Here is a 26,174-nt window from a genome sequence, read left to right as displayed (position 1 = left end):
ACCGGAAATTAATAGCTACTTTCCATGTTTCCGGACCTTCTTCAAGGTATTCCCAAGAGAATTGCTCAGGTCTCTCCATCATGAACTGATATAACAGTGGTCTTGGATCATGGTCGTTCACAATCATCATTGTCTCGCCAGTTCCTTCATTGAAAGAAATGATGAATGAAAAAATCATTACCCCTGTCCTTTTGATCTTTATTACTGCAGTTGTCATTGTGTTTTTTGCACTGGCATTTAAAACAGTCATGCTTTTTAATATCGGACAGTTTGTTCTTTCGATTATGTTTATCATTATAGCAATCAGTATTCTAAGAGTTCTAAAAAAATAGTGAGGTGTTTATCATGAGTTTAGAAGAAAAAATCCTTGAAGAGTTAAAAAGCGTGTACGATCCAGAGTTAAATATTAACGTTGTTGATTTAGGCTTAATTTATGGAGTTGGCATTACTGATGAAGCAGATATTACCATAACGATGACCCTGACAACGCCTGGGTGCCCGCTTCATGACAGCATTACAAGAGGTGTCCGCTATTGTGTGGAAGGGATGGAGGAAACGAGAAATGTCGAGGTCAATCTTGTCTGGGAGCCTGCTTGGTCACCTGATAAAATGTCAGTGGCAGGAAAAAGCCTTTTAGGGATGAGATAGTAAAAAACGGAAGCACTCGTTTTAGAGCGCTTCCGTTTTTTTATTATTATTTAGGCTTCTCTTGGCACGGTTGGAAGAGCTTCTGTAACCTTTTGTAGTACGTTAGAATCGATATCTTCATCTATCATGATATGAACCGTTCCCTGATCCTTTTCACTCCGAATTAATCGTCCTACACCCTGACGCAGCCGAAGGAGCATATAGGGTAAGTCTACTTCTGCGAATGGATTTTCTACCCCATCTCTCTTAGCGGTAAAAACGGGATCGTTTGGCGGGAAAGGAAGTGAAAAAATTAGAACATTTTCAAGTGATCTTCCGGGAATATCAAGACCTTCCCAAAGATGGATAGAACATAGAATGGCATGCTCCTCATTTTGAAATTTCGAAACAAGTGTGCTGATCTCTTCGTCTCCTTCAAAATAAACTGGATAAGAAATTACTCCTGACAGTTTCTGCTTAAGATGTGACAACTCTTCTTTATTATTTAGCAGTATAAGTGCCCTTCCCTCTGATTGCTTAACCGCTTTGATAAGATAATTAATTTTATCTTTCATGCTTCCTTTTGCAAACCGTGGGAGGTAGACTTTCATCTTTTCATCATAAGCAAATGGTGATGCAACCGAAAAGGATAAGTATTCCTTCACACCTAGACTATTAGCTATATAGTCGAACGACTTTTGATTCGACAGTGTTGCAGACGAAAAAATAAACGGCTTTTTCTGTGAGAAAACCTCTTCCTGCATTACCTCTTCGACCATTTTCGGCATGATGACAAGCGTCCGTTCTCCTCCACTTTCTTCAAACCAAGTAATTCCGTTCAATTCTTGCAGAAAAAGCGATAACGAGTAGGTGATTTGCTCCAAATACTCTTCAACAATTTTTAAATCATATTCATTAATGACATATAACTCACTTTCAAAAACAAGCTCTTCTTCAAGAACTTGCAAGGTTGCAAGAAGCTTCCTGCATGTCTTCAAAACTAATGGATGCTTGGTAATGATTTGTTTTTCGGAGCCTTTCGCATGTGCAGAGAATTGTGAAATGGCATCGAAGAATGCTTCATTATCTAACAGTGCGTCCTCTATCGTGTACAAAGTCTTCTCGCGCACTTCATTTTCCATTAACCTAGTAAGCAAGGTATCTAACGTATAATCGGTAAAACGGTAGCTTAAAGCCTTCTGCGCAGCATACTCAAGCAAGTGTCCTTCATCAAAAACAACGGAAGAATGCTCTGGCAACAATGGCAGCTGCCCTTCCCGCTTACGCGATTCCTTTGTCCAAATATGCTCCATATAAAAATCATGTGAACAAATGATTAAATCCGTTGAATGTCGATAATATTCCCTGTGCAACGTCAGACCGCATCGATGGCGCTTTTCACAGGAAAAACAATCCTGAAGCGTGTCCCAATTGACGCTGCTCCATATTTCATCAGACAAATTAGGAAAATCTCGTCTGTCACCGTACTTTTCAAAAGACTGCATCGAGCCGCCCATGTGGGTAAAATCCGGCAGCTGTTGATAAATATCGGAAATCTCATCTGAAAAATCGGTATTTTTAACCTGATCAAGCTTTTTTAAACACAGGTACTGATCCCGTGATTTTGCCAACCGAACATCAATATTCAATCCAAGGACATGCTCAAGCTTTGCAATATCGCCTTCTTTTTTAACAAGCTGCTCAATTAAGGTCTCATCGGCACAGGCTATCACAGCAGGCCTATTTGTGTACCTTGCGTACATAATGGAGTAAAGCAAATAAACAATCGTCTTCCCTGTTCCAACTCCTGCTTCAGCGAACATTACTTTTTTATCTTTGAAGGCTTTCTCCAATTGAAAAGCCATGTAAATTTGTTCATCCCTCAGCTCGAAGCCGGCTTCAGGCAAAATATCATAAAATAGGTCGCCAATCCATTCACCTAATTTGTCATAAAAGGATTCAGTTTTGGAAACATCAAACGGCATCCGATTCTGCATAATCTCCCTCCAAAAAAAGAAGAGCGCCGCTAATTAGCACTCGTCATCAAATTTTTTTCCATAAACATATAATCTAGTTTGGCTGATCTTCGCGTGGCTGACGTTTTCCCCAATATTGATATAAATCTGTTCGGATAAATCCATTAAACAGCTTTCGTTTCTTCGTTGCCGGTTTCCCATAAAACTGCTCAAACTCTTCATTCGATGTCAAGATATAAATCGACCAAGTATCCAGCTTACTAAATGCCTGTCCCATTTCCTTATACATATGCTCGACAGCTTTTTTATCCCCTAGTCTTTCACCATACGGGGGGTTTCCGACAATAACCCCGTACTCCTTACTTGTTGAAATGTCTCTCACCTGCATTTGCTTAAAATGAATTAAATCAGCAAACCCGGCCTCAAAGGCATTCTCTTGAGCGATCTTTACCATCCGATGATCAATATCAGAGCCTGTTATGTCTATGGGCTGATCATAATTCGCTAAGTCTTCAGCTTCATTCCGAGCCTCATTCCATACCTTTGGAGAGATCCAATTCCAACCTTCCGATACAAACTCCCGGTTAAAGCCTGGCGCAATATTTTGACCAATCATCGCAGCTTCAATAGGAATCGTACCAGAGCCGCAGAAAGGATCGATAAACGGACGGTCTGCCTTCCAATTGGTTAACATCACAAGGGCAGCTGCAAGTGTTTCCTTTAACGGAGCCTCACCTTGGTCAATGCGGTAGCCTCGCTTATGAAGCCCCTGACCACTCGTATCAATCGTAATAGTCGCGACATCCTTTAACAAGGCTACTTCAATCCGATACAGGGCACCATTTTCATCAAACCACGTACTCCGCTTATAATGTTGTTTCAGACGTTCAACAACAGCTTTCTTGACGATTGCCTGACAATCTGAAACGCTAAAAAGCTTTGATTTTACAGATTTACCGATCACGGGAAATTCTGCATCTTCAGGCAGGAACTTTTCCCAAGGCAATGCTTTTGTTCTTTCAAATAATTCATCAAAAGTAAAGGCCTTAAATTCACCAACCTTGATCTTTATTCTGTCAGCTGTTCTAAGCCACAAATTACTGCGGGCAATGGCAGCTTCGTCCCCGGTATAGGTAACCTTTCCATTTTCAACCTCACAGTCGTATCCTAGCGATCTTACCTCTTTAGCAACTAAGGCTTCCAACCCCATCGCTGCCGTAGCTATTATTTGATAATTACCCATATCTTCACCCTATCTTATGATTCAATTGTATGTATGAAAATAATTTCCATGAACGATTGTTTATTCGCTTTCATTATTGACAAATTCCAGCAAAGGAATGCAATTATTACCAATAAAAAAGCTCTCCATCTCAGGAGAGCCGTTAAATATCCAGCATACATTCCCATTAATAACGTTCTGTAAGCCATGTTCTGTACCATAGTACTGCAAACGACAATTAGTCTCGTACTTAGGTGGTAATCATCTATCTACAGATTCGCATTGGAATCTGTCCTTCTCCTCGTTCAATTCCTCAAAGAAAGCGCCCCTACCATTATTTGGGTTTCTCGCTCGTGGGGTTTACCCGTTCCACCCTTTCTATTTCTAGAAAGGCTACGTCACTGTGGCACTTTTATAGGTATTCATACCATATCCCTTAAGGACTTAGGTATTTTCCCGGCCGTCAGCTGGGTATAAACCCAACTGCCCTAGCTTATGATTTCGCTAGGCACGAACACTACGGGCATCGCAGCCCGTGCGAGCATGGACTTTCCTCAACAATTCGCGTAAAGCTCATTGCAGCGATTACCCGAACGTTATTAATGATACTTTTCTATTATATGTATTTCCTGCTGATTATTCAATGGTTTTTATTAGGAAATCCAGGAACAAACTGTTAATCGTACAATTTGTTGCCAAAAACATGTTTTTCTAAATTGGATATCCGTTTTAAAATATCAAAATTTGTCGTCCCAGCTGGTTGTGCCACCGGCTGTCTTTTTGACGAGTCCTCAAGCTGTTTACGCAGCCGTAAGTTTTCTTGCTGCAGATCCTCTATTTCTTGATGGAACGTTTCATAATCTTTAATGATTAAATCCAAAAATTTATCGACATCTTCTTGTTTATAACCTCGGACACCGGTCTTAAACTCTTTTTCTAAAATATCCTTAGCTGTTAATTTTACTTTATCAGCCAACATTCAAATCACCTCAAGTTTAGCCAATCGTTACCTATTATTTTTTCAAAAATAAGTCCTTTTGTCAATTTTCTTTTGTTTTTAAAAATGAAAGATCGTAAAATCATTTCATTATATGAATAAACTAGCTAAACATTCCTTAAAAATCAGACTGTTTATATTGTTCTTCCTCCACAATCATTTGTAAGTCGTAAAAAGTAATCAACTCAATGGAATAGGTTTGTTTTTTTTGATATTGGATTGCCATCTCATACAAATATTTTGGACTTCCTTCCTTTTCTTGATCAAAAAGAATAAGGAGACCATCGCTTTTTTCGATAAAAAATTGATTTTTTAACCGAAACTGCCAAGGTTTCTCATATCCCCTTTTTGAAACAGAATCAATGTAATCCGCCCTAGCCAGAATAGACTCGTACCATTCTTTGTTTCCTTCATTCCATGATACTTCCTGATCAAGAAACGGAGTAATAACTGCCAGCTTTAAATGTGGGAATTCTCTCTGCAATTCAAATACAACTTCAGCAGCCCACATTTCTACCCCCAATTGACCACTAATCAAAATCCATTCTAATCCATCCTCGATTAAAGGCAGTAATGACTTCTTGAGAGCGGCCTTAATAATAAAAACAGATGGATGATCTTTTTTAAAAATACCTAATTCAAACGGTTTATAACCCGATATGGTCAGCACTTTAATCAAAAACTTTCTCCTTACGTTAAATTTTTTAAAATAGGACAAACATTTTATTAAAAAAAGCATATCATAAAGTAAATAACAATAAAAAACAAGGGCAATGAAGCCCTTGCAATTAACATCTCAATATTTACCGTCGGGGACCCATAAATGGTCCTGGTGCAAAGCCTGGGCCTCCTGCAAAGCCTGGGCCTCCTGCAAAACCTGGGCCTCCTGCAAAACCTGGGCCTCCTGCAAAACCTGGGCCTCCTGCAAAACCTGGGCCTCCTGCGCCATAACCCGGTCCTCCCATACCAAAGCCTGGTGCACAAGGGTTACAGCAGTTAATATGCTGATTACATACATCTTCACAGCATGATTCTGTATGCGGACAATAATGTTTATGCTGGTACATATGGTGATTAACCGTAGTTGTGTGTGTTGGATGAATATGTGGCACCACCGTTGTTGAGAACGTATGGTTCACAAACTCTTGTGTGGGGTGGACGATTGGTGGCGCAAAATTAGATCCTAGAAACATTTTTATACTCTCCCTTCAAATATTCTGTTTACATTAACAGCCTATGTTGAAGGAGCTATTCTTGTACTAAGGAAAATACCTATTTTTCGCTCATCAAATTTATTAGGGCTAACGGCTTGCATCTGATTTCCTTATAACATCGAATAAAAGCTATCTTTTAAGCTTGTAAAAACGACGGCAGTCAAACAGACGACAATAAAAAATAAGAATAAAATCGCTTTATACATAATACCAGCTCCATAAGGTTTTAAAGTCGTTTTTTCTCAATCCAATTTCACATTTTACCTTTTTCAACTTGGATAGACAATATGGAAATACTGGTTTTTAATAAAAATTTATTAAGATTTTGTGACAATTAATCGAACAATGCCGAAAAAATCATTTATATAAGTAATTTTGGCGAATTTTGCGCTTACACGGGAAATTTAGCAAATTTTCGTTCTAACCGCTTTAGTCTTGTTTCAAACTGTTCTAATGTAATGTGACTTTTCATATTAATTTGGTTTTTAGATTGTGTTAACAGAAAAATCGCCTTTTGACAGTTATGAATTGCAAGCTGGTAATCTATAAGTCTATGCTCATAAATTTTTGCAAGCTCCAGAAATACTTCTACCCTCATTAGGTCGTCTTCACATTCAACAACTTCATGGAATAATTTTCTCGCAATTTCCCAATTGCGTTCTTTTTTGTGTTGATAAGCCAAAAGGAGCTTTGCCTGGTAGGCGGTAGCATCCATACCTATGGCAAGTTTACTTAAAACTTTTTCCGCTTCTTTTTTTTCTCCCAATGTGGCAAACCAACGCCCAACTTCATAGATTTCAGGCCGTGTTTGATTCCGATCTATCCCGCAAAGTTGAAAAGTTAGATGGGTATATAAGGTAACGAGCGATAAAATGTCAATTTCATTATGTTTTAGTATCCCAAGCATGCCTTTAGGATGTTTATTTTCAATAAAATCAAAATAGATCATCGGGGCTAAAAAGCCGGGAATATCATCTACTCTTTCCACCCCTAGAACCTCTTTTTCAACAATTGCTAATTTCATCCGGTCTAATTTATGTTTCCAAAGCCTTCTTGCTGCATGAAAAAGATCAAAATGCCCAAACGCCGGCAGCTTTGGTACATGCTCTCTTACAAGTGTATGTCTTGTTTTCACTTGCGGCCAGTCAAACGATTTTCCATTGTACGTGACTAGCGTGCGATAATTCACTTTTTCCAAGAAACTTTGGTATAAAGGAACCTCTGCACCCGGATGCGGCAAGATGTGCTGTCTAACGATTAGTTGATCACCGGAAATACTGGCATAGCCAAGAATAAAAATCGTGTTTCCTACCCCGCCGCCAAGTCCGGTTGTTTCTGTATCAAAAAAGAATAATTCCTCTACTTGATGTCCTTCTGCGGATAAGGGGTGACTAAATGGCTGCTTATTCCAAATATTCACAGCGGTTAAAAGGTCTCGAAAGTAATAGTGCCCATGCTGCTGCGATAGGGGATATTTCACTTCCCTTATAAGGCAATAATCATTATCCATAAAATACGGTAAAACACTCTTTTCTTCCCATTTTTCGCGGAATGGCACTTCAATCAAGTGTGGCTTAGAATAATGATCAATTTGTTCAGGCGCACGATTGACTGATAAATGAGGCTTTAAGCGATTCAACTTACCTTTTAATGACATTGCAGCACTTCCTTATCCGGGTTGGAAGGGTGTAAGAACGTATCAATAATTTTCAAGGCATCTTTTTTGGCCGTTTCACCTACAGTGTCTGCGCCAATACATGAGGGGCACCCAAACTCACATTGGCACCGATTAATCATTTTTTTCGTTTCAGTAAATACTTCCGATATCCCGCTATAAATTTTTTCACTTAAACCAATTCCACCTGGATATCGATCATAAAAGAAAATCGAAGCCTTTTCATTATGGTCAGCTTTCACTTGCGGGATGACATGAATATCTTGTGGGTCAGCCATTACAAAAAGGGGAGCAATATGATTTAGGGCATGGGCCGCTCCAACAAGCCCCTGCTCCAATCGCTCATGTCCCAATTCTGCTAGCGGCTTATTCAATGAAATCCATGCTGCACTCGTATGAAGCTCCTCTTCTGGAAGATGAATCGGGCCTGACCCAATGTTTTCATGTGTCTCGAATTTTATTTTTTTAAAAATTGTAGCCATCGTCCTAACGCTAACATCCCCATAGCCGACTTCCGCTTCCGCAAGCGGCAGAAGCTTGTCTACCTCTAACACTTTTAATTGAACAGCTAAATTAGCATCGGTATAATAGTCGACATCTACTTCTCGAACATATGCCTTTTTCTCCTCCCAATCCAGTTTTTCTACCTGGAACTGGGTACCTTGATGTAAATAAATTGCTTCGTCATGGAGAAGCGTCATCGTAGAAAAGCGATCCATTTCACCAATGACTTTTACATTTGCCACATCTGATTGATCAACGATAATGACATTTTCCTGTGAAGCAGAGCGTAAGCTAATGTTATGTGCCGGGAAAGAATCATTCATCCAATACCACTTATCTCCATTACGGTAAAGGATTCGCTCCTCTGTTAAATACTCAAGCAATTCATCCGTTTCCACATTCCCAAACTGCTCATCCATCTTAAATGGGAGCTCATAGGCCGCACATTTCATATGATCAATTAAAATAATAAGATTATCAGGATTAATTCTCGCTGTTTCTGGGCTTTTATTAAAAAAGTAATCCGGGTTTTGAATAATATATTGATCCAGTGGACTTGAACTGGCCACCATTATGACCAGGGCTTCCCCATGCCTTCTTCCGGCTCTGCCGGCTTGCTGCCACGCACTGGAAATTGTCCCAGGATAGCCTGTCATAATGCAAACCTGCAGCTGACCAATGTCGACACCTAACTCAAGTGCATTCGTACTGACAACGCCATAAATATCTCCTGAACGCAGGCCTTTTTCAATTTTTCTTCTTTCTGTAGGAAGGTATCCGCCACGATATCCCATGATTGATTTTGGACCTAATTGGTTTTTCACTAATTCTTGCAGGTAGGTAAGAATGATTTCAACTCTAACCCTGCTTCTCGCAAACACAATCGTTTGAATTTTATTTTTTAATAGTTCACCGGCAATTTTTCGAACCTCAAGGGTGGCACTTCTTCTGATATTTAACGGCTTATTGACAATTGGCGGATTATAGAAGAGAAAATGCTTTGTCCCGCTAGGGGCACCGTTATTATCTATCAAACACATTTTTTCTTCCGTTAAGGTTTCAGCATGTTCTAACGGGTTTGCAATCGTTGCGGATGTACAAATAAATACTGGATTGCTGCCGTAGTATTGGCAAATTCGTTTCAGTCTTCTAATCACATTTGCAACATGGCTGCCAAATACACCACGGTACGTATGGAGCTCATCAATAACGACAAATTTTAAATTTTCAAATAGTGATACCCATTTTGTATGATGCGGCAATATGGCGGAATGAAGCATATCTGGATTAGTAATGACGACATGCCCGGCTCTTCGCACCCTTTGACGGATAGTAGCCGGTGTATCCCCATCATACGTATAGCTATTAATATCAACACCCGCAGCTTGAATTATTTCGTTTATTTCACTCTTTTGATCCTGGGCTAGGGCTTTAGTTGGAAACATATAAAGGGCTCTAGACTCGGGATTTGCAAGAATAGTTTGCAAAACTGGGAGATTATAGCAAAGTGTTTTCCCTGAGGCCGTCGGGGTTACCGCTACGATACTTTTCCCCTCAGTAATTTTCTCATAAGCTGTTTTTTGATGCGTATACAGCTGTTCAATTCCTTTACTATGAAGGGATTTTTTTAAAAGCGGATGTAAGTCTATTGGAAACGGCACCACATTAGCCGGCTTTTCCTCAATTGTCTGCCACGTGACAATATTCTCTTTAAATTCATCATTTATTTTTAATTCATTCAATATTTCTTGAAGGCTTTTTCTTAACTTCATCTTCCTCACCTCATACTATTATTTTAGCGAATAAACGTTCGTTATTAAAGGAAAAAGACAAAATTTTTTATTTTAAAGGAACCGGAACATTCTTCCAATCACATTTTTGCAAAATAACATGAATGAAATGAAACTATTGCCGAAATTTTTGTTACAATAGATGATAACTGAAATAAATTTGAAGGTGATTGAATGAAAATAGAAGAAATTAAAAGGGTACTCGCAGTTTTCACCCTTTTTCGAGAATTAAACGATTTTGAAATGACGAAGATTGCTGATATCGCAATTACGAGAGATTGGAAAAAACAAAGCCATGTTTTTCTTCAAGGTGATCCGTTGGAGAATGTTTATTTTATTTATGATGGAAAAATCAAAATCTACAAAAGTGATGTTAATGGTAAAGAACAAATCGTTGCCATCGCAAAAAAAGGTGAAAAGTTTCCGCATGTAGGCTTTTTCAGAAAAGGTGATTATCCTGCATATGCCGAAGTACTTGAGCCGTCAACACTTATTGCTGTTCCCATATCAAAATTTGAATCGGTGCTACTTGAAAATCCTGAGCTTTGCATCAAGGTATTTAAGGTACTTGGTGAGAAAATCGTCGATTTGCAAGATCGACTTGAAGAACAAATTCTTAATAACACATATGAACAAATCGTTAAGCTTCTCATCAGGCTTGCGCAAAAACATGGGATGGAGCAAGAGGATGGCACGATCCTTCTCAAGTCAGAATTCACCAACAAGGATCTTGCTAATATGATTGGAACAACAAGAGAAACGATAAGCCGAACGTTAACAAAAATGAAAAAAGATGAGTTAATCGAAGTAGATGAGGATGGAAACATGATTGTCGATGTTGAAATTCTTATGGAGGAAATTAACTTAATTTAACTTTAACACCGCAGCGCTGGATGCTGCGGTGTTTTTGTTAAGCAATTTGACGGCACTTATCCAGGTTCATCCGCATATGATAAAAAGTGAAATAATGGAAAGAGAGGGAATAATGATGTCATCCATGATTCCGAGTGATAAAAATAACCCTAAAAAGCAGATACCTGAACCATTTCGTGATTTAGTAAAAACGATGAACGATTTCTTCACTGAAAAACCGGTCCGAGGATTTTTACAATCGATTGATGATCTTTTCAAAACTCCATTTCCTGTTTCGGCAGGTTTTCCCGTAGAAACAGTTGAAACAGGAAAGGAATATATTATTACAGCAGAACTTCCAGGAGTAAAAAGAGAACAAATCAATTTAAATATTACTGGGAACTATGTAACCATTTCTGTTGAAAATAATGAGTTAGAAACGGAAGAAAACGACCAAACCCAAGTTTTCCAACGTAAATTTATTCGACAACAATCATCAAGAACCATTTCCCTTCCACATGCAATAAATGAAAAAATGGTGAAGGCAACCTACCGTGATGGCTTATTACAAATCCGCATCCCCCAAGTGAAAGGAAAAGTAATTGAAATTGAAGATTAACAGACAATATCAAGTACATGTTAAAAAGACGGCTTTGATAGCCGTCTTTTCTATTTACGCTTTAAAGAATCCTCCAAAACCTTTGACAAGGGATGAAACTTGATTGACTGCATTCATCATTGTACCAGCTGTATTGACCATTTTATTTAAATCGACAGATCCGTCCTGTGACTTGAAGGAATTCATTATTGATTTCATTCCGCCAGGCTGCTTATAAAGCATACTTTGTTTTGGGTACGGGTTCATCATGGGATACCCATTCATTGGCATATAGGCCTGTTGTTGAATCATATCATCCTTAGGCTGCAGCGGGTTTTGAAAAAGAAACTGTGAATCCTTTTGCGAATTCTGCTGATTTGGGTATGGCACATTTTGCGGAATGGATCCAGGTTGATAGTTTTGAGCATACGGCTGCACACCTTGCGGGTAGTAAGGGTTTTGTTGTTGGAAGGCCATCCAATCATAATTTGGGAGCATCGATTGATATGGAATTGGTTGATTACGATTTAAAAAATGCTGCTGATTCCATTGTTGATCCATTGGAACTTGGTGCATCATTTGCCCCGAGTATCCGTAATTAACGTAATGATTTGGTCTTTTCTTACCAAACATGGGCAAACATCTCCTCCACAAATATCTCTATTACAGATTATGAAGGTTTGAAATGAAAGGTGATTATTTTAAAACTATTGTCAATGTCTAATTATGAGGAATTTTGTCTAAAGTTTCAATATTATAAAAACTAAAAATCCATTTATTTCGTGGTACGATAGGAAAAATGATGAAGGAGGAGCTATTTATGGACATTCGCGAATTAAAAAGCAAATTTAATCAAAGTCGGGATTACAACACTGATGACGTTAATGCATTAATGGATTTTGCTAAGAAAGCGTACATTCATAATGAAATTAGCATTAAAGAATATCGCCTTCTTGTCCGTGAACTTGAATATCAAGGCGCGGTAATACCTAATACCGAAAATGAAAACTCCCTCATCAAACATTCTTAACTATGTAAAAAGAGATGCACGTATGGCATCTCTTTTCTATTTAGTAACTTCTTTTACTATTTCATGCAGAAAAAATTCAACCGTACGTTGGGAATTTAAAAACCTTGTTTTGCTAGTTTCTGAAAAAAACGCTTGAATTGAGAGCTGTTCGATATGTTCGGATGTCGTGTCGATTTGCTTCAAATGCAAATGTTTATAATTTGTCACGGAAAGCCATTTTTTCATTGCTCTTTTCCACTCATCATTTATTTCCTTTACTTCATTCGCAAAAGGTTTAATGAAATCATGAAAATCATGTTTAATTCCTGTCTCTCTTCCCTCTTGATAGTACTTCAAAAATAAATGGTTATACTGTAAAAGTTTTTCTGTTAGGTGGAGAATTTTTTCAGACATCATTGTATTCCTTTCTAAATCAAAAATAAAAAAGTAGCAAAGTTTTGTCTGCTACTCTCATTCAATAGTATCATTTTAGCTGTAATTAAAAACCTAATTCAAGTTTTAATGATTTTGAAACTTGGTTCAGGCTGGAATCAGAAATTTCCTCGGATTGGTTTACATTGGCTATTTTCTTTTCAATGTCAGATAGTTTTTGAACAGGTACAGTTAATTTTCCTTGTTCCTCCCTGTTCAAACTATTGCGAAGGTCGGAGAATGATGCTTCGAGAACTGACTCCAATTCTTCTAATTGATCGTATATTCCTGTCAGCATTGTAAGCAGTTTTTCCTTTTCGGACAATGGCTTATTCATTTATAAAACCCTCCTCGCGATTTTCTATAAGGTATAATTCTTCTTCTTTTACTAGCTTCCTTCACACTTGACAAAACTAGAAGAAGTTCGCCAAAGAAAGTGTCAATTTGCACCCCACTTTTTTACATTTCGACAAAAATATAATTTCGCATGAAAAAATAGAAAAGCGCACAAGCTAGTATTGGAGGTGGTTTTGATGTCAAAAAAGAAAAAACAAACCAATAAACAAACACAATCTGAAGCAGAAAAAAGAGTAGGCTACGGTGATAAAAAAATGGAAGGTCCAGATCGTCCTTCTACATAATGAACAATACAGACAAAAGCAAGGGTTCCCATCCCTTGCTTTTTGTCATTCCCACTTTTTCAACTCAAACACTTTTTGAAGCGCAAGTAAAAATTGAAGCTGGTTTGATTTCGCAAAGTACCAATCTGTAAGATGAATGGGGTGACGATGGCGGGCGGAGACATACAACCAAGCAGGAGATACATTTCGATGTTTGCTCCAATCCTCATACGTATGCCGGTGATGGGCTATAACAGGAAAGCTTGTGCGGAGCAGCGGTGTTTTGCGAACGCTCCTTATTTTAAAATATTGTTCGTAATCATATCTTGAACCCGTATGCGGGGTCTTTTCAGCAAATTCCAGAAAACAAGGAAACAGCCTAGGATGGAAAAGTATACTTGCCAGTCTCTTCCCTAAGTTAATCCTCTTAGAGAGAGATTTAAAGCCATTTACACTAGCGCCATAAACTTCCCCTCCACATGTTGGGAACAGGACACAACTAAAATGAAGCCAGTCTTGAAAGGAAAAAAACATGGAATGAAATACCTTTTTATTATAGACGGGATGTTCAATGACAGGAGTTTGAATCACATTTTGCTCATTAATGATCAATGCTGTCGTCAGCCGTTTTCGATCGTTTTCCTTCCAATACCGCTTCCATTCTTTTTGAATAAAGACTGAAACATTGAAATAGGGAAGTAAATGAAACATTGGGCGATTTATTTTCGTCGAATATTGATAGAGCAATAACTGTGGGAATACATCATGGAAAATGAGCCAATTGGCCCGCTCATATGTAAGAAAAAGTTGTTTTCTGATCTTGGCATCTAAAAGGTGGGGGAAAATGGATCCTTCAAGATCACACATATTCCATCCCCCATTTCTTGAAACCATACTTGCAAGAAAGGACCAAATAATTTCCGGATTCTTTTTAAAAAAAGTAAAGTAGGCATCCGTTCTCGAGATATTATCAATATTTTTTTTATTCGTTTCAGATAGAATTTGACGGATGATTGTTTGTTCCTGTATTGTAAGATGATTCATATTCATATTTATCTTCCCTTACATGTTTAGTAGAGTTTGAGTAATATGGATTCAACCCGTTTTACGAAAAATGAATCATGCTTAAATTTGGCATTCGCGGTACAATTGTTATTAGAGTGTGTAAACGAATGTATTTTATACACCCCAATCTTGCCAAGATTTGATATGATAAGGAATAGTTTGAGAGGTGCAAAACATGAATCTTAACTATCCAAATGGAAAAAAGTATAAACCAAAAGAACCTGTGACTGACATTAAGATAAAAAATAAAAAAAATGGTTCCTATAGTAATAGGGGTATGACACTTGAGGAAGATTTAAATGAAACAAATGAATTCTACCGAGAAAGAAAAATAGCAGTCATCCACAAGAAACCAACGCCGGTTCAAATTGTCCAGGTGGATTATCCAAATCGAAGTGCAGCTGTTATTAAAGAGGCCTATTTTAAACTAGCTTCGACGACTGATTATAACGGAGTTTATAAAGGAAAATATATTGATTTTGAAGCAAAGGAAACACAAAACCCCACCTCTTTTCCATTAAAAAATTTCCATCAACACCAAGTGCAGCATATGGAAGAAGTGATGAATCAGGGAGGTATTTGCTTTGTAATTCTCCGTTTTACACGATTTGAGCAGGTTTTTTTGCTTGAAGCTAAGCACTTACTGGTATATTGGGAAAGAATGCTGAATGGGGGCAGAAAATCCATTACAAAAGAGGAAATTGAACTGAAAGGTCATCACATTCCACTTGGATTTCAGCCAAGAATTGACTATATTAAAATAATAGATACACTTTAAGCTTCTTTTGATAAATGAGAGAAGGTTAGAAAGGAAGGAATTTTATAATGTCTGAACAATATCAATCAAGAGAGGAGCGCCGAAAGAAACTCCAATCCAAAGGCAAGCCAAAAACAAAAGCCAAGAAAAAATCCGGTGGGATTTTCAAGAAAATCTTTCTTAGTCTTGTTGTTCTTGGGATCGTTGGTATCCTGGCAGGAGTTGGTGCTTTCGCCTTTATGGTAAAGGATGCTCCAAAACTTGATCCGAAATTATTAAAAGATCCAATCCCTTCAAAGATTTTAGATAAAGATCAAAACCTGATTACTGAAGTTGGTGCGGTTAATCGCGAATATGTAAACTATAAAGATATACCAAAGGTACTTGAAAATGCAGTATTAGCGACCGAGGACTATCGATTTTACAAACACCATGGGATAGACCCCATTCGTCTCGGCGGTGCTGTTTTGGCTAATTTCCAGCGTGGCTTCGGTGCGGAAGGCGGCAGTACGATCACACAACAGGTGGTCAAAAATGCATTTTTAACACAAGAAAAGACATTAAAACGGAAGGTTCAAGAGGCATGGCTTTCATATGAACTTGAACAAAAATACACAAAACATCAAATTTTTGAAATGTATGTAAACAAGGTATATGTATCGCAAAACAGTCATGGACTCGCCACTGCAGCAAAAATCTATTACGGAAAACCGTTAAAGGATTTAACACTGGCTGAAGCTGCGCAAATTGCCGGGATGCCGCAAAGCCCGAATAATTATAATCCTTTCACACATCCAGATTTAGCAGAAAAAAGACGAAATATTGTCTTAACGTTAATGGAGCAACATGGATTTATTTCAAAACAAGAAATGGAAGATGCTAAACAGGTTTCTGTTGCATCGACTGTTTTGAAAGAAGACCAGCGTAAGGTTGATGAAAAACCCTTCGATTCCTTTGTCGATGCTGTTATTGATGAAGTTAAAGAAACAACTGATTTTGATATTTTTACAGATGGGTTGACAATCCAAACGACATTAGATAAAAATGCCCAAACCTATGTTTATAATATGCTCAATTCATCTGATATCGTTAACTACCCCGATGAGGCATTCCAAGCGGGGATTGCCCTCTTGGATACAAAGTCAGGGGAAATCCGTGCGATTGGCGGCGGAAGGAACCAACAAGTCAAGCGCGGATTTAACTATGCAATCGACTCTAGGAGGCAGCCTGGATCAACGATCAAGCCTGTCCTTGATTACGGCCCAGCGATTGAATATTTAAATTGGGGTACGTATGAAATGATTGAAGATAAGCCAATTACCTATTCCTCCGGGAAAAAGTTTGGTAACTGGGATCAATCATATAAAGGGCCTATGACGATTAGAACTGCCTTGCAATTATCTCGAAATACCCCTGCAGTTCAAGCCCTGCAGCAGGTTGGCTTGGATAAAGCGAAGGACTTTGCCGTAAGTCTTGGTATTCCTTTGAAAGAAATTTATGAATCCTACGCAATCGGCGGCTTTGAAACGGGTGTATCCCCGCTTCAAATGGCGGGGGCTTATAGTGCATTTGGAAATAACGGTTTTTACACAAAACCACATGCTGTCAAGAAAATTACACTCCGTGACGGTACTGTACTAAGCAATACACCGGAACCAAAAGTCGTGATGAAGGATTCTACTGCCTTTATGATAACTGATATGATGAAGAGTGTTCTTGTTTCTCCTGGTACCGGAACACGAGCTAAAGTACCTGGTCTTCCGATTGCCGGAAAAACAGGAACGACAAACTATACAGCTGATGAAATGCAAAAGTGGAACATCAATAAGAGTGCAGTACCAGATGCATGGTTCACTGGCTTAACAACTAATTACACGGCTTCCATTTGGACAGGATATGAGAATCGGAAAACGCCAATAACAAGGGTCGAGGATCAAAGAATCGCCCAATTACTATTTAAAAATTTAATGGCTTATGTATCAAAGGATATCGATACACCTGATTTCACCATGCCAAATAGTGTTCAAAAGGTCAGAGTTGAAAAGGGCTCGATGCCCGCAGTTCTGGCCAGTGAATTTACACCAGATAGTGAAGTGAGTATTGAATATGCCGTAAAAGGGCATGCGCCTAAAAGGGTTTCTGAAAAATATAATAAGCTTGAGGCACCTGCCAATCCAACGGCTAAATATGATGAAGCAAATAAGAATATCGTTTTAACGTGGGATTATAATAATGCTGCAAACGAAAATATTCAATTTGATATTAACGTTGATAACGGATCCGGTCCGAAACATACCGTTCAAACCGAAAACAGCTTGACAATTCCAGCAAATCCCGGCGAAAAATATACCTTTACCATCGTGGCGCTCAGCGGTGATAAAAAGAGTGACTCTGTTTCAACATCCATTGAAATTCCAAAGCCTGAGAAAGAAAAAGACCAAGAAGAGCAACACGGCAATGGTAACGGGAACAGTAATGGTAACGGCAATAACAATGGGAACGGCAATAACAACGGCAATGGCAATAGCAATGGCGGCGATCAAGGAGGAACACTCCCTCCCGCTACCATTCCTGGAAACCCTTCTGAAGGGCAGGGACCGGAATCACCACCGGGAACTTAAAAATATTATATCGATAAAAAAATCGTCTAGGATTAGGGCCTAGACGATTTTTTTACGATTGTCTTTTTTACGAATAGCTTTTCTTGTTCGACCATTAGCTCCGAAAGCTGTCGGTATGAATGGTATAATCCGGGCCTAGCCATAATAAAGCCTAATCTTTCTTCAATATTAACCGGTTTAAAATAAAACTGCTGAAAGGGTATCGAATCACTGGGTGTGCTTGACTCTTCATTTGTGTAATATAAAAATTGAATGAATAAGGCAATCCCCTTTTCCATCCATCCTTTAGCGTTTTTCTGGTCACGTTCACGAAATAATTGCTCAAGTCGTATCTTAACGTCTTCCCATTCTTTCAGTAAAGTAGAAACGTTCTCAGCTGGATTATCCATTGACAATAACCTTACCTTTCATCCTTTTCCTGCCTTCTCGGCATAACTCTAATAATGGACAGCTTGAGCATTGGGGATTTTGAGCTTTACAATGGTAGCGGCCAAAAAAGATCAAGCGGTGATGGGTTACCGACCACTCCTCTTTCGGAACCTTCTTCATTAAGGTTTTTTCCACTTCTAAAACGGAATCCTTCCAGCGGCAAATCCCGAGACGTTTACTCACACGCTCTACATGTGTATCAACTGCGATTGCGGGAATGTTATAGGCAACCGAGACAACAACATTGGCCGTTTTCCTTCCTACACCCGGCAGCTTAGTCAACTCATCCCTGTCCACTGGGATCTCCCCGTCATATTCATCAAGAACCATCCGGCAAAGACTTTGTATGTTTTTAGCTTTATTTCGGTAAAGTCCGATGGATCGGATATCATTTTGAAGCTCATCAAGCGGAACCATTAAGTAATCTTGTGGTGTTTTATATTTTTTAAATAATTCCTTGGTCACCTTATTAACAAGCACATCGGTACATTGCGCCGATAACGATACGGCTATGATCAATTCAAATGGATTCGAATGGTTTAACTCACAATGGGCTTCTGGGAACATTTTACCCATTTCATCTAAACAATAACGGATTTGTGTATTATTCAGCAAACCTATCACCTCACATGCTACAAAAATAAAAGAAAACGAGAGAAGGTTCTCCCGCTGCTTATTGCTCCAACCAATTATAAAAGGGGACTGCAGGATGATGAACATCATCCTTGACATTTACTTTTTGCGTTTGCTTTTGACGGAATTTAAGGCCATGGTTTTTCGCTTGTTCGATGGTTTTTATTCCATTTTTCTTCCATTCAAAAAGGATTCTATCAATATAGCGAAAGTTTAATTTTCCGGACATAACCGCTTCACGAAGGGCAGCTTTAATGATGACAGGATCATGGTGATCATCATCCATCCACATCCCAAGGGATTCACATTCAAACGGAGATAAGGGCCGGCCAAATTCCTTCTCAAAACAAGTATAAAGATTAGTTTCTTCAGCTTGTTTATCAATTTCTTTAGTGGCTTTATTATTTATCATGAACTGGTCAATAAGTTTTTCCCATAACGATTTCACTGAGTACTTCTCAAAACGAATTCCATCATGCGAATATTGATCAATGATTTCAATAAATCCTCTTTGGATCAGCCTTCTGAGCATTTCATTACAATCCGAAATGGAAACAGTCATCCGTGCAGAAAGCTCTTCAGGAGTAGGAAATTCATTCCCTTTTTCTATGAAAGTAAGAATATTCAATAAAAGAACAAGTTCAGTTTCGTTTAAATTTAAGTTACGATATTCCGAGAACAATAACGCCGGAATAGTAATATTCCCTTCATGGATCCATGCTAAAATATTTGATTTCATCAAAGGACACCTCCTGATTAGTATAACACGAACCATCGATTCGAGTAAGAGAATTAGGCATCCAGAATTGGAAAGGAAATTAAAAAGCCTGCAATGCAGACTTTTTGTTGTTCAATCAAAAAAGAAATTCTTATATGACCATTATCCTTGAATCTTTGATTCTACAAACTGGTGAATTCTTACTACTGCTTTTTCTAGCTGTTCAAGCGATGTTGCATATGATAGACGAATGTTATCTGGTGTTCCAAATCCAGACCCTGGAATAACCGCTACTTTTGCTTCTACAAGCAGGGCTTCCACAAAGTCATCGACATGATTAAATCCAGTCATTTCTGCTGCCTGCTTAACATTTGGGTACAAATAGAAGGCCCCCTGCGGCTTCACACAAGTAACTCCAGGAATGGCAGCCAATTTATCATAAATGATTTCTAATCTTTTTTCAAATGCTTGACGCATTTCTTCAACTGGCTCTTGCGGGCCGTTGTAGGCGGCTATAGCTGCATATTGAGCAGTTGTTGTTGGATTTGATGTACTGTGACTAGCAAGATTTGTCATCGCCTCTACTATCTGTTTATTTCCCGCAGCATAGCCAATTCTCCACCCTGTCATCGAATGGGACTTGGAAACACCATTAATAACGATGGTTTGTTCTTTGAGTTCCGGTGAAAGTTCTGCGATCGAAACATGCTTTGCACCAAAGTATACAAGTTTTTCATATATTTCATCGGAGACAATGAGAATATCTTCCTCAAGACAAATTTTGCCCAATTCCAAAAGTTCTTCAGCTGTATATAAGACCCCTGTAGGATTGCTAGGCGAATTAATAATGACTGCTTTTGTTTTGGCAGTAATAGCTTGTTTTAATTGTTCCTGTGAAATCTTAAATTGGTTTTGTTCATGCCCCTCGATATAAACAGGGACACCGCCTGCTAATTTCACTTGTTCTGGATAGCTTACCCAATAGGGAGATGGAATGATAACCTCATCACCTTCATTTAAGAGAACTTGAAATAAAGTATAAAGAACATGTTTAGCCCCATTCCCTACAATGATTTCATTAGGCCTAAAGGTTAATCCTTGATCCTGTTCAAACTTCTTGATAATCGCTTGTTTTAATGCAGGCAATCCTGCGGAAGGAGTGTATTTTGTATACCCAGCGTTCATTGATTGAAAGGCAGCATCTAATATATGCTGTGGTGTATTAAAGTCAGGTTCACCCGCTCCTAAACCGATGACATCTTCCCCTTGTTCCTTTAATTCTTTAGCTTTTGCCGTAATGGCTAACGTTGATGAAGGTGTAAGTGCCATCACCCGGTCTGCTAGTTTCACTGCCATTCCTTTTCCTCCGTTCTCCAACCATTCTATAGATTTTCAATTTTTTTTAGCCACTCACCAGTTTCGAAGTGAACATAATAATAATTTATTAAATTATTTTCAGAACGATAATAAATTTCCCATAATGGAATATTTTTTTCCATTCCCAACCGCACTGAAATAATCTTTTTAGGTTTTTTTTCTTGCAATAGTTTTTGAATAGCCTCTTCTTTTGATAATCCATTTTTGGCTTTTTTGACAATAACCTTTTTACTCTTATCAGGGATCCATACGATGATTTTCTCACCTTTTTTATTTTTCCCTTCAATCACATTTATTGTCTCTAATCCATTGTAAATATGAAAATCTTGCACTTCTTTCATTTGAACCTCTTTATTCGCAAGCGTGACAGCTTTTTGTTCCGCAGCTTTTACGGGTTCTACTGAAGAAAAATATACTTTTATTAACATTCCAATGATGGCGACTACGAACAATACGAGAAAAACAATCCATTTTTTCATTTCATTTCACTTCTTTATGTACGATATATGGTGAATACTGCTTTATTTTGGTCTTTTTGGTCAAGTGCCAGTCCAAACATGAGGTCCTTTTGTTTTAAAGTTCGATTAAGGGCATCAACAATTTTATATAAATCTGAACTGTATTGGATTTTTACTGTTGATAAAACTTCAATTTTACTTTCCATTCATACTTCTCCTTCTTCTACCATAACGCTACTTGTGCAGAATCTTTTTAATTATTATAACAGGATAAAACACGATATGCTCAAATCTTAACTAAATTAAATGAATTTTTTCATGAACGTTAGGAATTATTCCTCCACCTCTACAGGGATGGTGATGACCTCATAATTGGATTCAGTAAATTTAATTGTTACCGTCCCGTGTTTTTTTGTAAAATACACTTCTGACCATATACCATGCAAATCATGAAGTAAATCTGTTTTCGGTTGATGTCCCTTCTCTGTAAAAAGAATTGATACTTGCGGATTAAGATTTTGAATTAATTGATCTGAGAAGGATGCTTCCATATTATTGATAGGAATCTTAAAAACATTGACATCTTTAAGGTTTTTCGATAAAAATGTTTGTTCAGCACGATGGCTGAATGAAGTCATCAAAAAAATATTGTGCTTGAAAAAATTTAGCATTAAATCCATTCCTTCATTTGGTCCATTTCCGACGAATTGAACTTCAGCAGTCATCTCAGAGAGAATTTCTTTTCTTGTACCCTCTCCCCATGAAATAAACGAAATTGGAAGAGATGGATCTAAATTTTTTTCTAACCGAACCAAAAATTCTGGTGGAGTGATGATTTCTTTTATGTTATATTTCGTAATTAATTGGTTAATTTTTTTGTACGACAGTTCCTGTTCATCATTTGTTAGGATTAAGGTAGAAATTTTTTTTACATTATAAACGGAAAGCAAGCCTTCTAATTCTGCTTTCGTTCCTTTCCCGCCAGCGTTTATCAAAATATTTTCATTATTTGGTCCTTGGACAAGTGTCGCTTCTCCTGTAGAAAGGCCCAAAAACGTCACCGCGGCTTCATGCTCCTTAATATTTAAATCAATTTTCTCAACTTGACTAGATATAGACGTTTCGGCCTTTGCAATTAAGGTGCTTGGAATAAATATGGCTATTATCATAAGCAATATTTTCATACACACGCCTCCTATTATTTAGCATGTGTAATTTTCCAAATTTTTATCATAACCAAGTATGAATAAACTTCACTAATTCATCCATTGTCCCTTTTTTTATTGGGATAGCGGGTATTGATTTTAAAAAGGATTTACCGTATTTGGTTGTTACAATCCTTCTATCAAAAACAAACATGATCCCACGGTCTTTTTCCGTCCGAATTAATCGGCCAAATCCTTGTTTAAAGCGGAGGATTGCTTCAGGCAGCGAGTATTCGGTAAAGGCATTACCGCCTTGATTTACTATCAATTGGCATTTTGCTTCTGTCAGCGGTTCATCAGGCGGACTAAATGGAAGCCTTACAATAACAAGACAGGAGAGATCCTCACCGGGTATATCCACCCCTTCCCAAAAGCTGCTGGTCCCTAGTAAAATGGCCTTATCATAGCGCTGAAAATTCCTCGTCAGCCTTGTACGGCTGCCGCTCGTAATTCCTTGCGCAATGAGGACGTACTCATTAAGAAATCCGCTTTCCTTAATTAACTCATACGTTTTCTTTAGCATGTCATATGCTGTAAAAAGGATTAACATTCTACCTTTTGTTGCCTCAGCTATTGTGATGATATGTTCGGTAATCGCAATCACATAATCATCTAATGTCACAGTATTTATTTCCGGTAAGTCTTCAGGAATGAAAAGCTGAACCTGGTCTTTGTATTGAAAAGGAGAAGATATCGTCATTTGATCAGTTGAAACAGGGTCAAGTCCAAGTTCTTTCATGATATAATCAAACGATTTATTGATTGATAAAGTGGCTGATGTTAGCACAACCGCCTTTTTTGAGTGAAAAAATTTCTCCTTGAGCTGGTCAGCCACAAAAGCAGGCTGGGCGATAAAAGTTGTAATATTTTGCGGTGAGCGCGTGTCCATTTCAATCCATTTTACATCCTTCGATTCTTTAATAAAGCAGCTAATCACTGTATTTCGGAGCTCACCAAGTTCATTGACGAATGTAAAGATTTCTTCGATTTTATTCTCTTCTTCACTCATTAACGATTGTTTCTCTTTTTTGATCCATTCAAGGCGGTCGACAATGGCTGAGAATAGATCTTTGAGTAAAAAGGCTAACCTTTCTGCACTATGAATAAGCGCTTTTATTTCCTTCCCGCTATCGGTATGAGAAAAGCGCACTTTGATTCGATTAAATCCCTTTATGTTTGTAAGCTTTGTTTTCGCAAAATGGGCAATTAGTTTAAAGAATTCATCCATTTCATAATTAAGGTCCATTACCATTTGATTCAACTCAAATGCATGCATCAGTTTATTCCCTTGTAATGGGATGGAAGAAAGCAGTCCCTCCAATTCATAAAAAAGCTGTTTTTGTTCATAGAGTCCAAATTGACCTATAAGCAGCCGAGAGGATAGATAATCCAATGAATAGCCAAAAAATTGGCCTGCTGTTTTTTCCAAGTGATGACCTTCATCAATAACAACATAATCAGCCTCAGGCAAAATAGATCCTTCACCTTTAAGATCACTTAATAATAATGAGTGATTAGTAATAATGATATCAGCACCTTGTGCGTTGCTCTTTGCTTTAAGATAAAAGTCTTTCTCTTGCCACCCTTGATTTGGTGCAAAAACAGTTGGTTCATCCTTGATTTTGTTCCAATAAATGAGGCCTCCGCTTGAAAGATTCAATTCATCCTTATCACCGGTTTCTGTTTCAGTCAGCCAAACAAGAATTTGCATTTTTGTTAAAGTAGTATCATAATTATCGTTTTCATCCATCAACGTCCGATGGAATTTTTCTAAGCTTAAATAATGGTTTCTGCCTTTTAGAAGAACAGTGCTGATTTTAAAAGGCAGGATTTTTGCCAAAAGCGGGATTTCTTTTTTCAGAATTTGTTCCTGCAGTTGAATCGTATGTGTACTTACGATTATTGGAAGTTTATGTTGTTTTGAAAAGTACGCAATGGGAACAAGATAACCAAGCGATTTACCTACTCCTGTGCCAGCTTCGATTAAAGTATGCCTTTGATTTTGAAATGATTCATAGACGCTGTCCATCATCAGAAATTGGCCAGATCGCTTTTCAAAGAATTGAAAGCCATGTTTAATGACCTCAATTTTTTCTTCTTCACTTGAAGGATACTGAACATCATTATCCACTGCTTCTAATTCTTCTTCTTCGGAACTCTTCTTTAATGCAATATCCTTAAAAATTTCAATAGACTTGGGTATTTCCTCTTGCCTTTCCGACCTTGTTTCAACTATTTCATCAATCAGCTGTTGAAGATCGCTTTTTAGTCCCCCTGCTAACTGTGTAAGCTGATCAATCGTTATTTGTGGCAAGGTTGATAGTCGTTTTAACATGATAAGAAATAATTCAGCAGTAACATGTGCATCACTATCTGCTTGGTGCGGCCGATCATGATTTAGATTCTCTTTCTCGGCTAAATCGGAAAGTTTATAGCCATCTGCGGTAGGGTAGAGGATTCTTGCCATTTCCACCGTATCTAAAACAGGACCAAAAAAACCTTCGCAGCCAGCTTGGATCAATTCCTCTTGAAGAAAAGATAAATCAAATAATACATTATGGGCAACAAAATAGGCCCCATCCAACAAAGATATGACCTTTTCTGCAATTTCAGTAAACAACGGTGCATCCTTAACCATATCATCATTAATACCAGTCAATTCTTCAATAAATGCTGGAATCGTTTTTTGAGGATTGGTGAGCGACGAGAATTTTTCTGTAATATGTCCGTTTTCTATAACTACAGCAGCAAATTGAATAATTTTATCGCCCTTTTTGGGAATGTTTCCTGTAGTTTCCAAATCAATTACAACAAATTTATTTAACATTTCATTTACACCCCAAACCATCGTTCCTTAAACGGTATCACAAAGATCAAAAAAAGGAAAAGAAAACAATCCTTGAATGATTTCTTTTCTAGCATTGTCTTAAGAAAATTAAAAATGCATGAAAAAGGTGAAGAGGCCCCCAGTAATTGGGGACCCCTGTTTACTTTTTACATAATCGTATGTGCAGGTTCTTGGTAGATGAGTTCTTTAATTTTATTATTTTCATCCATAATAGCTACTTTTGGAGTGTGCATTTGTACCATTTCTTCTGCGACAAGTGCATAAGAAATAATGATCACAATATCCCCTTCTTGTACAAGGCGAGCTGCTGCACCATTTAAACAAATAACACCGCTGCCTCTCTCTCCAGGAATAATATACGTTTCCAGGCGGGCGCCATTGTTGTTGTTTACAATTTGGACTTTCTCATTTGACATCATTCCTACAGCATCTAAAATATCTTCATCTATCGTTATACTGCCAACATAGTTTAAATTAGCCTCTGTAACGGTTGCCCGGTGGATTTTGCCATTCATCATCGTACGAAACAATGTGTATTCCTCCCCTG

At 38.0% G+C, this 26,174-nt stretch carries 27 protein-coding genes, 1 other RNA gene and 1 pseudogene; 7 read left to right on the top strand and 22 right to left on the bottom strand.

What is annotated here, in order from left to right; translation table 11 throughout:
* Nucleotides 1-10 precede the first annotated feature (10 nt).
* Nucleotides 11-139 (bottom strand): annotated as a pseudogene (locus tag ACIQXV_RS05495) (DUF2249 domain-containing protein); the annotation flags it as partial.
* 19 nt (nt 140-158) lie between these two features.
* Between ACIQXV_RS05495 and ACIQXV_RS05490 the strand changes: the two are divergent.
* Together ACIQXV_RS05490 and ACIQXV_RS05485 are read left to right on the top strand one after the other, a co-directional pair.
* Nucleotides 159-332 carry a hypothetical protein gene (locus tag ACIQXV_RS05490; protein WP_402957157.1) on the top strand — a complete coding sequence of 58 codons (174 nt, stop codon included), beginning with the start codon at nt 159-161 and terminating at the stop codon, nt 330-332.
* 13 nt (nt 333-345) lie between these two features.
* Complete coding sequence (locus ACIQXV_RS05485; RefSeq protein WP_402956766.1) at nt 346-648, top strand: metal-sulfur cluster assembly factor; 303 nt, start codon at nt 346-348, stop codon at nt 646-648.
* Nucleotides 649-698: 50 nt separating this feature from the next.
* Here the strand turns inward: ACIQXV_RS05485 and ACIQXV_RS05480 are convergent, their stop codons facing one another.
* The 8 genes from ACIQXV_RS05480 to ACIQXV_RS05445 form a co-directional block, all read right to left on the bottom strand.
* Nucleotides 699-2,624: an ATP-dependent DNA helicase gene (locus tag ACIQXV_RS05480; protein ID WP_402956764.1), complete on the bottom strand. Its 1,926-nt coding sequence runs from the start codon at nt 2,622-2,624 to the stop codon at nt 699-701.
* A 73-nt stretch (nt 2,625-2,697) separates the two neighbouring features.
* Entirely contained in the window at nt 2,698-3,846 is a 1,149-nt protein-coding gene (locus ACIQXV_RS05475) for a THUMP domain-containing class I SAM-dependent RNA methyltransferase (protein ID WP_402956762.1), read from the bottom strand.
* 175 nt (nt 3,847-4,021) lie between these two features.
* An RNA gene (rnpB, locus tag ACIQXV_RS05470) (RNase P RNA component class B) lies at nt 4,022-4,422 on the bottom strand.
* Nucleotides 4,423-4,501: 79 nt separating this feature from the next.
* Nucleotides 4,502-4,804, bottom strand: coding sequence for a cell division regulator GpsB (gene gpsB, locus ACIQXV_RS05465; protein WP_402956760.1), 303 nt, complete (start codon nt 4,802-4,804; stop codon nt 4,502-4,504).
* A gap of 136 nt (nt 4,805-4,940) precedes the next feature.
* Nucleotides 4,941-5,498 carry an SLOG family protein gene (locus tag ACIQXV_RS05460; RefSeq protein WP_402957140.1) on the bottom strand — a complete coding sequence of 186 codons (558 nt, stop codon included), beginning with the start codon at nt 5,496-5,498 and terminating at the stop codon, nt 4,941-4,943.
* Nucleotides 5,499-5,625: 127 nt separating this feature from the next.
* On the bottom strand, nt 5,626-6,015 hold the full coding sequence (locus ACIQXV_RS05455; RefSeq protein ID WP_402956758.1) for a CotD family spore coat protein: 390 nt from the start codon (nt 6,013-6,015) through the stop codon (nt 5,626-5,628).
* Nucleotides 6,016-6,427: 412 nt separating this feature from the next.
* A complete protein-coding gene (locus ACIQXV_RS05450) occupies nt 6,428-7,693 on the bottom strand; it encodes a ribonuclease H-like domain-containing protein (RefSeq protein WP_402956756.1) in 1,266 nt (421 codons plus the stop codon).
* Nucleotides 7,684-9,987, bottom strand: a complete 2,304-nt coding sequence (locus tag ACIQXV_RS05445) for a DEAD/DEAH box helicase (protein ID WP_402956754.1) — start codon at nt 9,985-9,987, stop codon at nt 7,684-7,686. Before ACIQXV_RS05445 ends, ACIQXV_RS05450 begins: the two co-directional genes overlap by 10 nt.
* Before the next feature lie 192 nt (nt 9,988-10,179).
* Here ACIQXV_RS05445 and ACIQXV_RS05440 point away from each other — a divergent pair, with 192 nt between their 5' ends.
* Entirely contained in the window at nt 10,180-10,878 is a 699-nt protein-coding gene (locus tag ACIQXV_RS05440) for a Crp/Fnr family transcriptional regulator (protein ID WP_402956752.1), read from the top strand.
* A gap of 112 nt (nt 10,879-10,990) precedes the next feature.
* Nucleotides 10,991-11,476: an Hsp20/alpha crystallin family protein gene (locus tag ACIQXV_RS05435; protein ID WP_402956750.1), complete on the top strand. Its 486-nt coding sequence runs from the start codon at nt 10,991-10,993 to the stop codon at nt 11,474-11,476.
* 54 nt (nt 11,477-11,530) lie between these two features.
* Here ACIQXV_RS05435 and ACIQXV_RS05430 read toward each other — a convergent pair whose 3' ends face one another.
* Nucleotides 11,531-12,088: a YppG family protein gene (locus ACIQXV_RS05430; protein WP_402956748.1), complete on the bottom strand. Its 558-nt coding sequence runs from the start codon at nt 12,086-12,088 to the stop codon at nt 11,531-11,533.
* A 187-nt stretch (nt 12,089-12,275) separates the two neighbouring features.
* On the opposite strand from ACIQXV_RS05430, the gene yppF reads away from it, so the two are divergent.
* Nucleotides 12,276-12,485 (top strand): YppF family protein, encoded by a 210-nt coding sequence (gene yppF / locus ACIQXV_RS05425; RefSeq protein ID WP_402956746.1) that lies wholly within the window; start codon nt 12,276-12,278, stop codon nt 12,483-12,485.
* Nucleotides 12,486-12,521: 36 nt separating this feature from the next.
* Here the strand turns inward: yppF and ACIQXV_RS05420 are convergent, their stop codons facing one another.
* The 3 genes from ACIQXV_RS05420 to ACIQXV_RS05410 form a co-directional block, all read right to left on the bottom strand.
* On the bottom strand, nt 12,522-12,881 hold the full coding sequence (locus ACIQXV_RS05420; protein ID WP_402956744.1) for a DUF1798 family protein: 360 nt from the start codon (nt 12,879-12,881) through the stop codon (nt 12,522-12,524).
* Between the two features lie 82 nt (nt 12,882-12,963).
* Nucleotides 12,964-13,233 carry a hypothetical protein gene (locus ACIQXV_RS05415; protein WP_402956742.1) on the bottom strand — a complete coding sequence of 90 codons (270 nt, stop codon included), beginning with the start codon at nt 13,231-13,233 and terminating at the stop codon, nt 12,964-12,966.
* Between the two features lie 349 nt (nt 13,234-13,582).
* Nucleotides 13,583-14,560: a DUF2515 domain-containing protein gene (locus ACIQXV_RS05410; protein ID WP_402957139.1), complete on the bottom strand. Its 978-nt coding sequence runs from the start codon at nt 14,558-14,560 to the stop codon at nt 13,583-13,585.
* 196 nt (nt 14,561-14,756) lie between these two features.
* Here ACIQXV_RS05410 and recU point away from each other — a divergent pair, with 196 nt between their 5' ends.
* Both recU and ACIQXV_RS05400 read left to right on the top strand, forming a co-directional pair.
* Nucleotides 14,757-15,359 carry a Holliday junction resolvase RecU gene (gene recU, locus ACIQXV_RS05405; protein ID WP_402956740.1) on the top strand — a complete coding sequence of 201 codons (603 nt, stop codon included), beginning with the start codon at nt 14,757-14,759 and terminating at the stop codon, nt 15,357-15,359.
* Between the two features lie 47 nt (nt 15,360-15,406).
* Nucleotides 15,407-17,959 carry a transglycosylase domain-containing protein gene (locus tag ACIQXV_RS05400; protein ID WP_402956738.1) on the top strand — a complete coding sequence of 851 codons (2,553 nt, stop codon included), beginning with the start codon at nt 15,407-15,409 and terminating at the stop codon, nt 17,957-17,959.
* Nucleotides 17,960-17,991: 32 nt separating this feature from the next.
* Here the strand turns inward: ACIQXV_RS05400 and ACIQXV_RS05395 are convergent, their stop codons facing one another.
* The 9 genes from ACIQXV_RS05395 to panD all read right to left on the bottom strand — a co-directional run bounded on the left by ACIQXV_RS05395 (nt 17,992) and on the right by panD (nt 26,157).
* Nucleotides 17,992-18,348, bottom strand: a complete 357-nt coding sequence (locus ACIQXV_RS05395; RefSeq protein WP_402956736.1) for a YpoC family protein — start codon at nt 18,346-18,348, stop codon at nt 17,992-17,994.
* Nucleotides 18,341-19,003, bottom strand: coding sequence for an endonuclease III (gene nth, locus ACIQXV_RS05390; protein ID WP_402956735.1), 663 nt, complete (start codon nt 19,001-19,003; stop codon nt 18,341-18,343). Before nth ends, ACIQXV_RS05395 begins: the two co-directional genes overlap by 8 nt.
* A gap of 58 nt (nt 19,004-19,061) precedes the next feature.
* A complete protein-coding gene (locus ACIQXV_RS05385; protein ID WP_402956733.1) occupies nt 19,062-19,760 on the bottom strand; it encodes a DnaD domain-containing protein in 699 nt (232 codons plus the stop codon).
* A gap of 141 nt (nt 19,761-19,901) precedes the next feature.
* Nucleotides 19,902-21,089, bottom strand: coding sequence for a pyridoxal phosphate-dependent aminotransferase (locus ACIQXV_RS05380; RefSeq protein WP_402957138.1), 1,188 nt, complete (start codon nt 21,087-21,089; stop codon nt 19,902-19,904).
* 32 nt (nt 21,090-21,121) lie between these two features.
* Nucleotides 21,122-21,595: a cell wall elongation regulator TseB-like domain-containing protein gene (locus ACIQXV_RS05375; protein WP_402956732.1), complete on the bottom strand. Its 474-nt coding sequence runs from the start codon at nt 21,593-21,595 to the stop codon at nt 21,122-21,124.
* A gap of 14 nt (nt 21,596-21,609) precedes the next feature.
* Nucleotides 21,610-21,780, bottom strand: a complete 171-nt coding sequence (locus ACIQXV_RS05370) for a YpmA family protein (protein ID WP_402956731.1) — start codon at nt 21,778-21,780, stop codon at nt 21,610-21,612.
* Between the two features lie 126 nt (nt 21,781-21,906).
* On the bottom strand, nt 21,907-22,758 hold the full coding sequence (locus ACIQXV_RS05365; protein WP_402956729.1) for a ComEC/Rec2 family competence protein: 852 nt from the start codon (nt 22,756-22,758) through the stop codon (nt 21,907-21,909).
* A 46-nt stretch (nt 22,759-22,804) separates the two neighbouring features.
* On the bottom strand, nt 22,805-25,606 hold the full coding sequence (dinG, locus tag ACIQXV_RS05360) for an ATP-dependent DNA helicase DinG (protein ID WP_402956727.1): 2,802 nt from the start codon (nt 25,604-25,606) through the stop codon (nt 22,805-22,807).
* A gap of 167 nt (nt 25,607-25,773) precedes the next feature.
* Nucleotides 25,774-26,157 carry an aspartate 1-decarboxylase gene (panD, locus tag ACIQXV_RS05355; protein WP_402956725.1) on the bottom strand — a complete coding sequence of 128 codons (384 nt, stop codon included), beginning with the start codon at nt 26,155-26,157 and terminating at the stop codon, nt 25,774-25,776.
* Between the last annotated feature and the right edge of the window lie 17 nt (nt 26,158-26,174).

Source organism: Neobacillus sp. NPDC097160, from assembly GCF_044762155.1.
In the GTDB taxonomy this organism is placed as follows: domain Bacteria; phylum Bacillota; class Bacilli; order Bacillales; family Cytobacillaceae; genus Neobacillus.
Note: the sequence above shows the minus strand (reverse complement) of the source record. Positions and strands in the feature narration are given on the sequence as shown.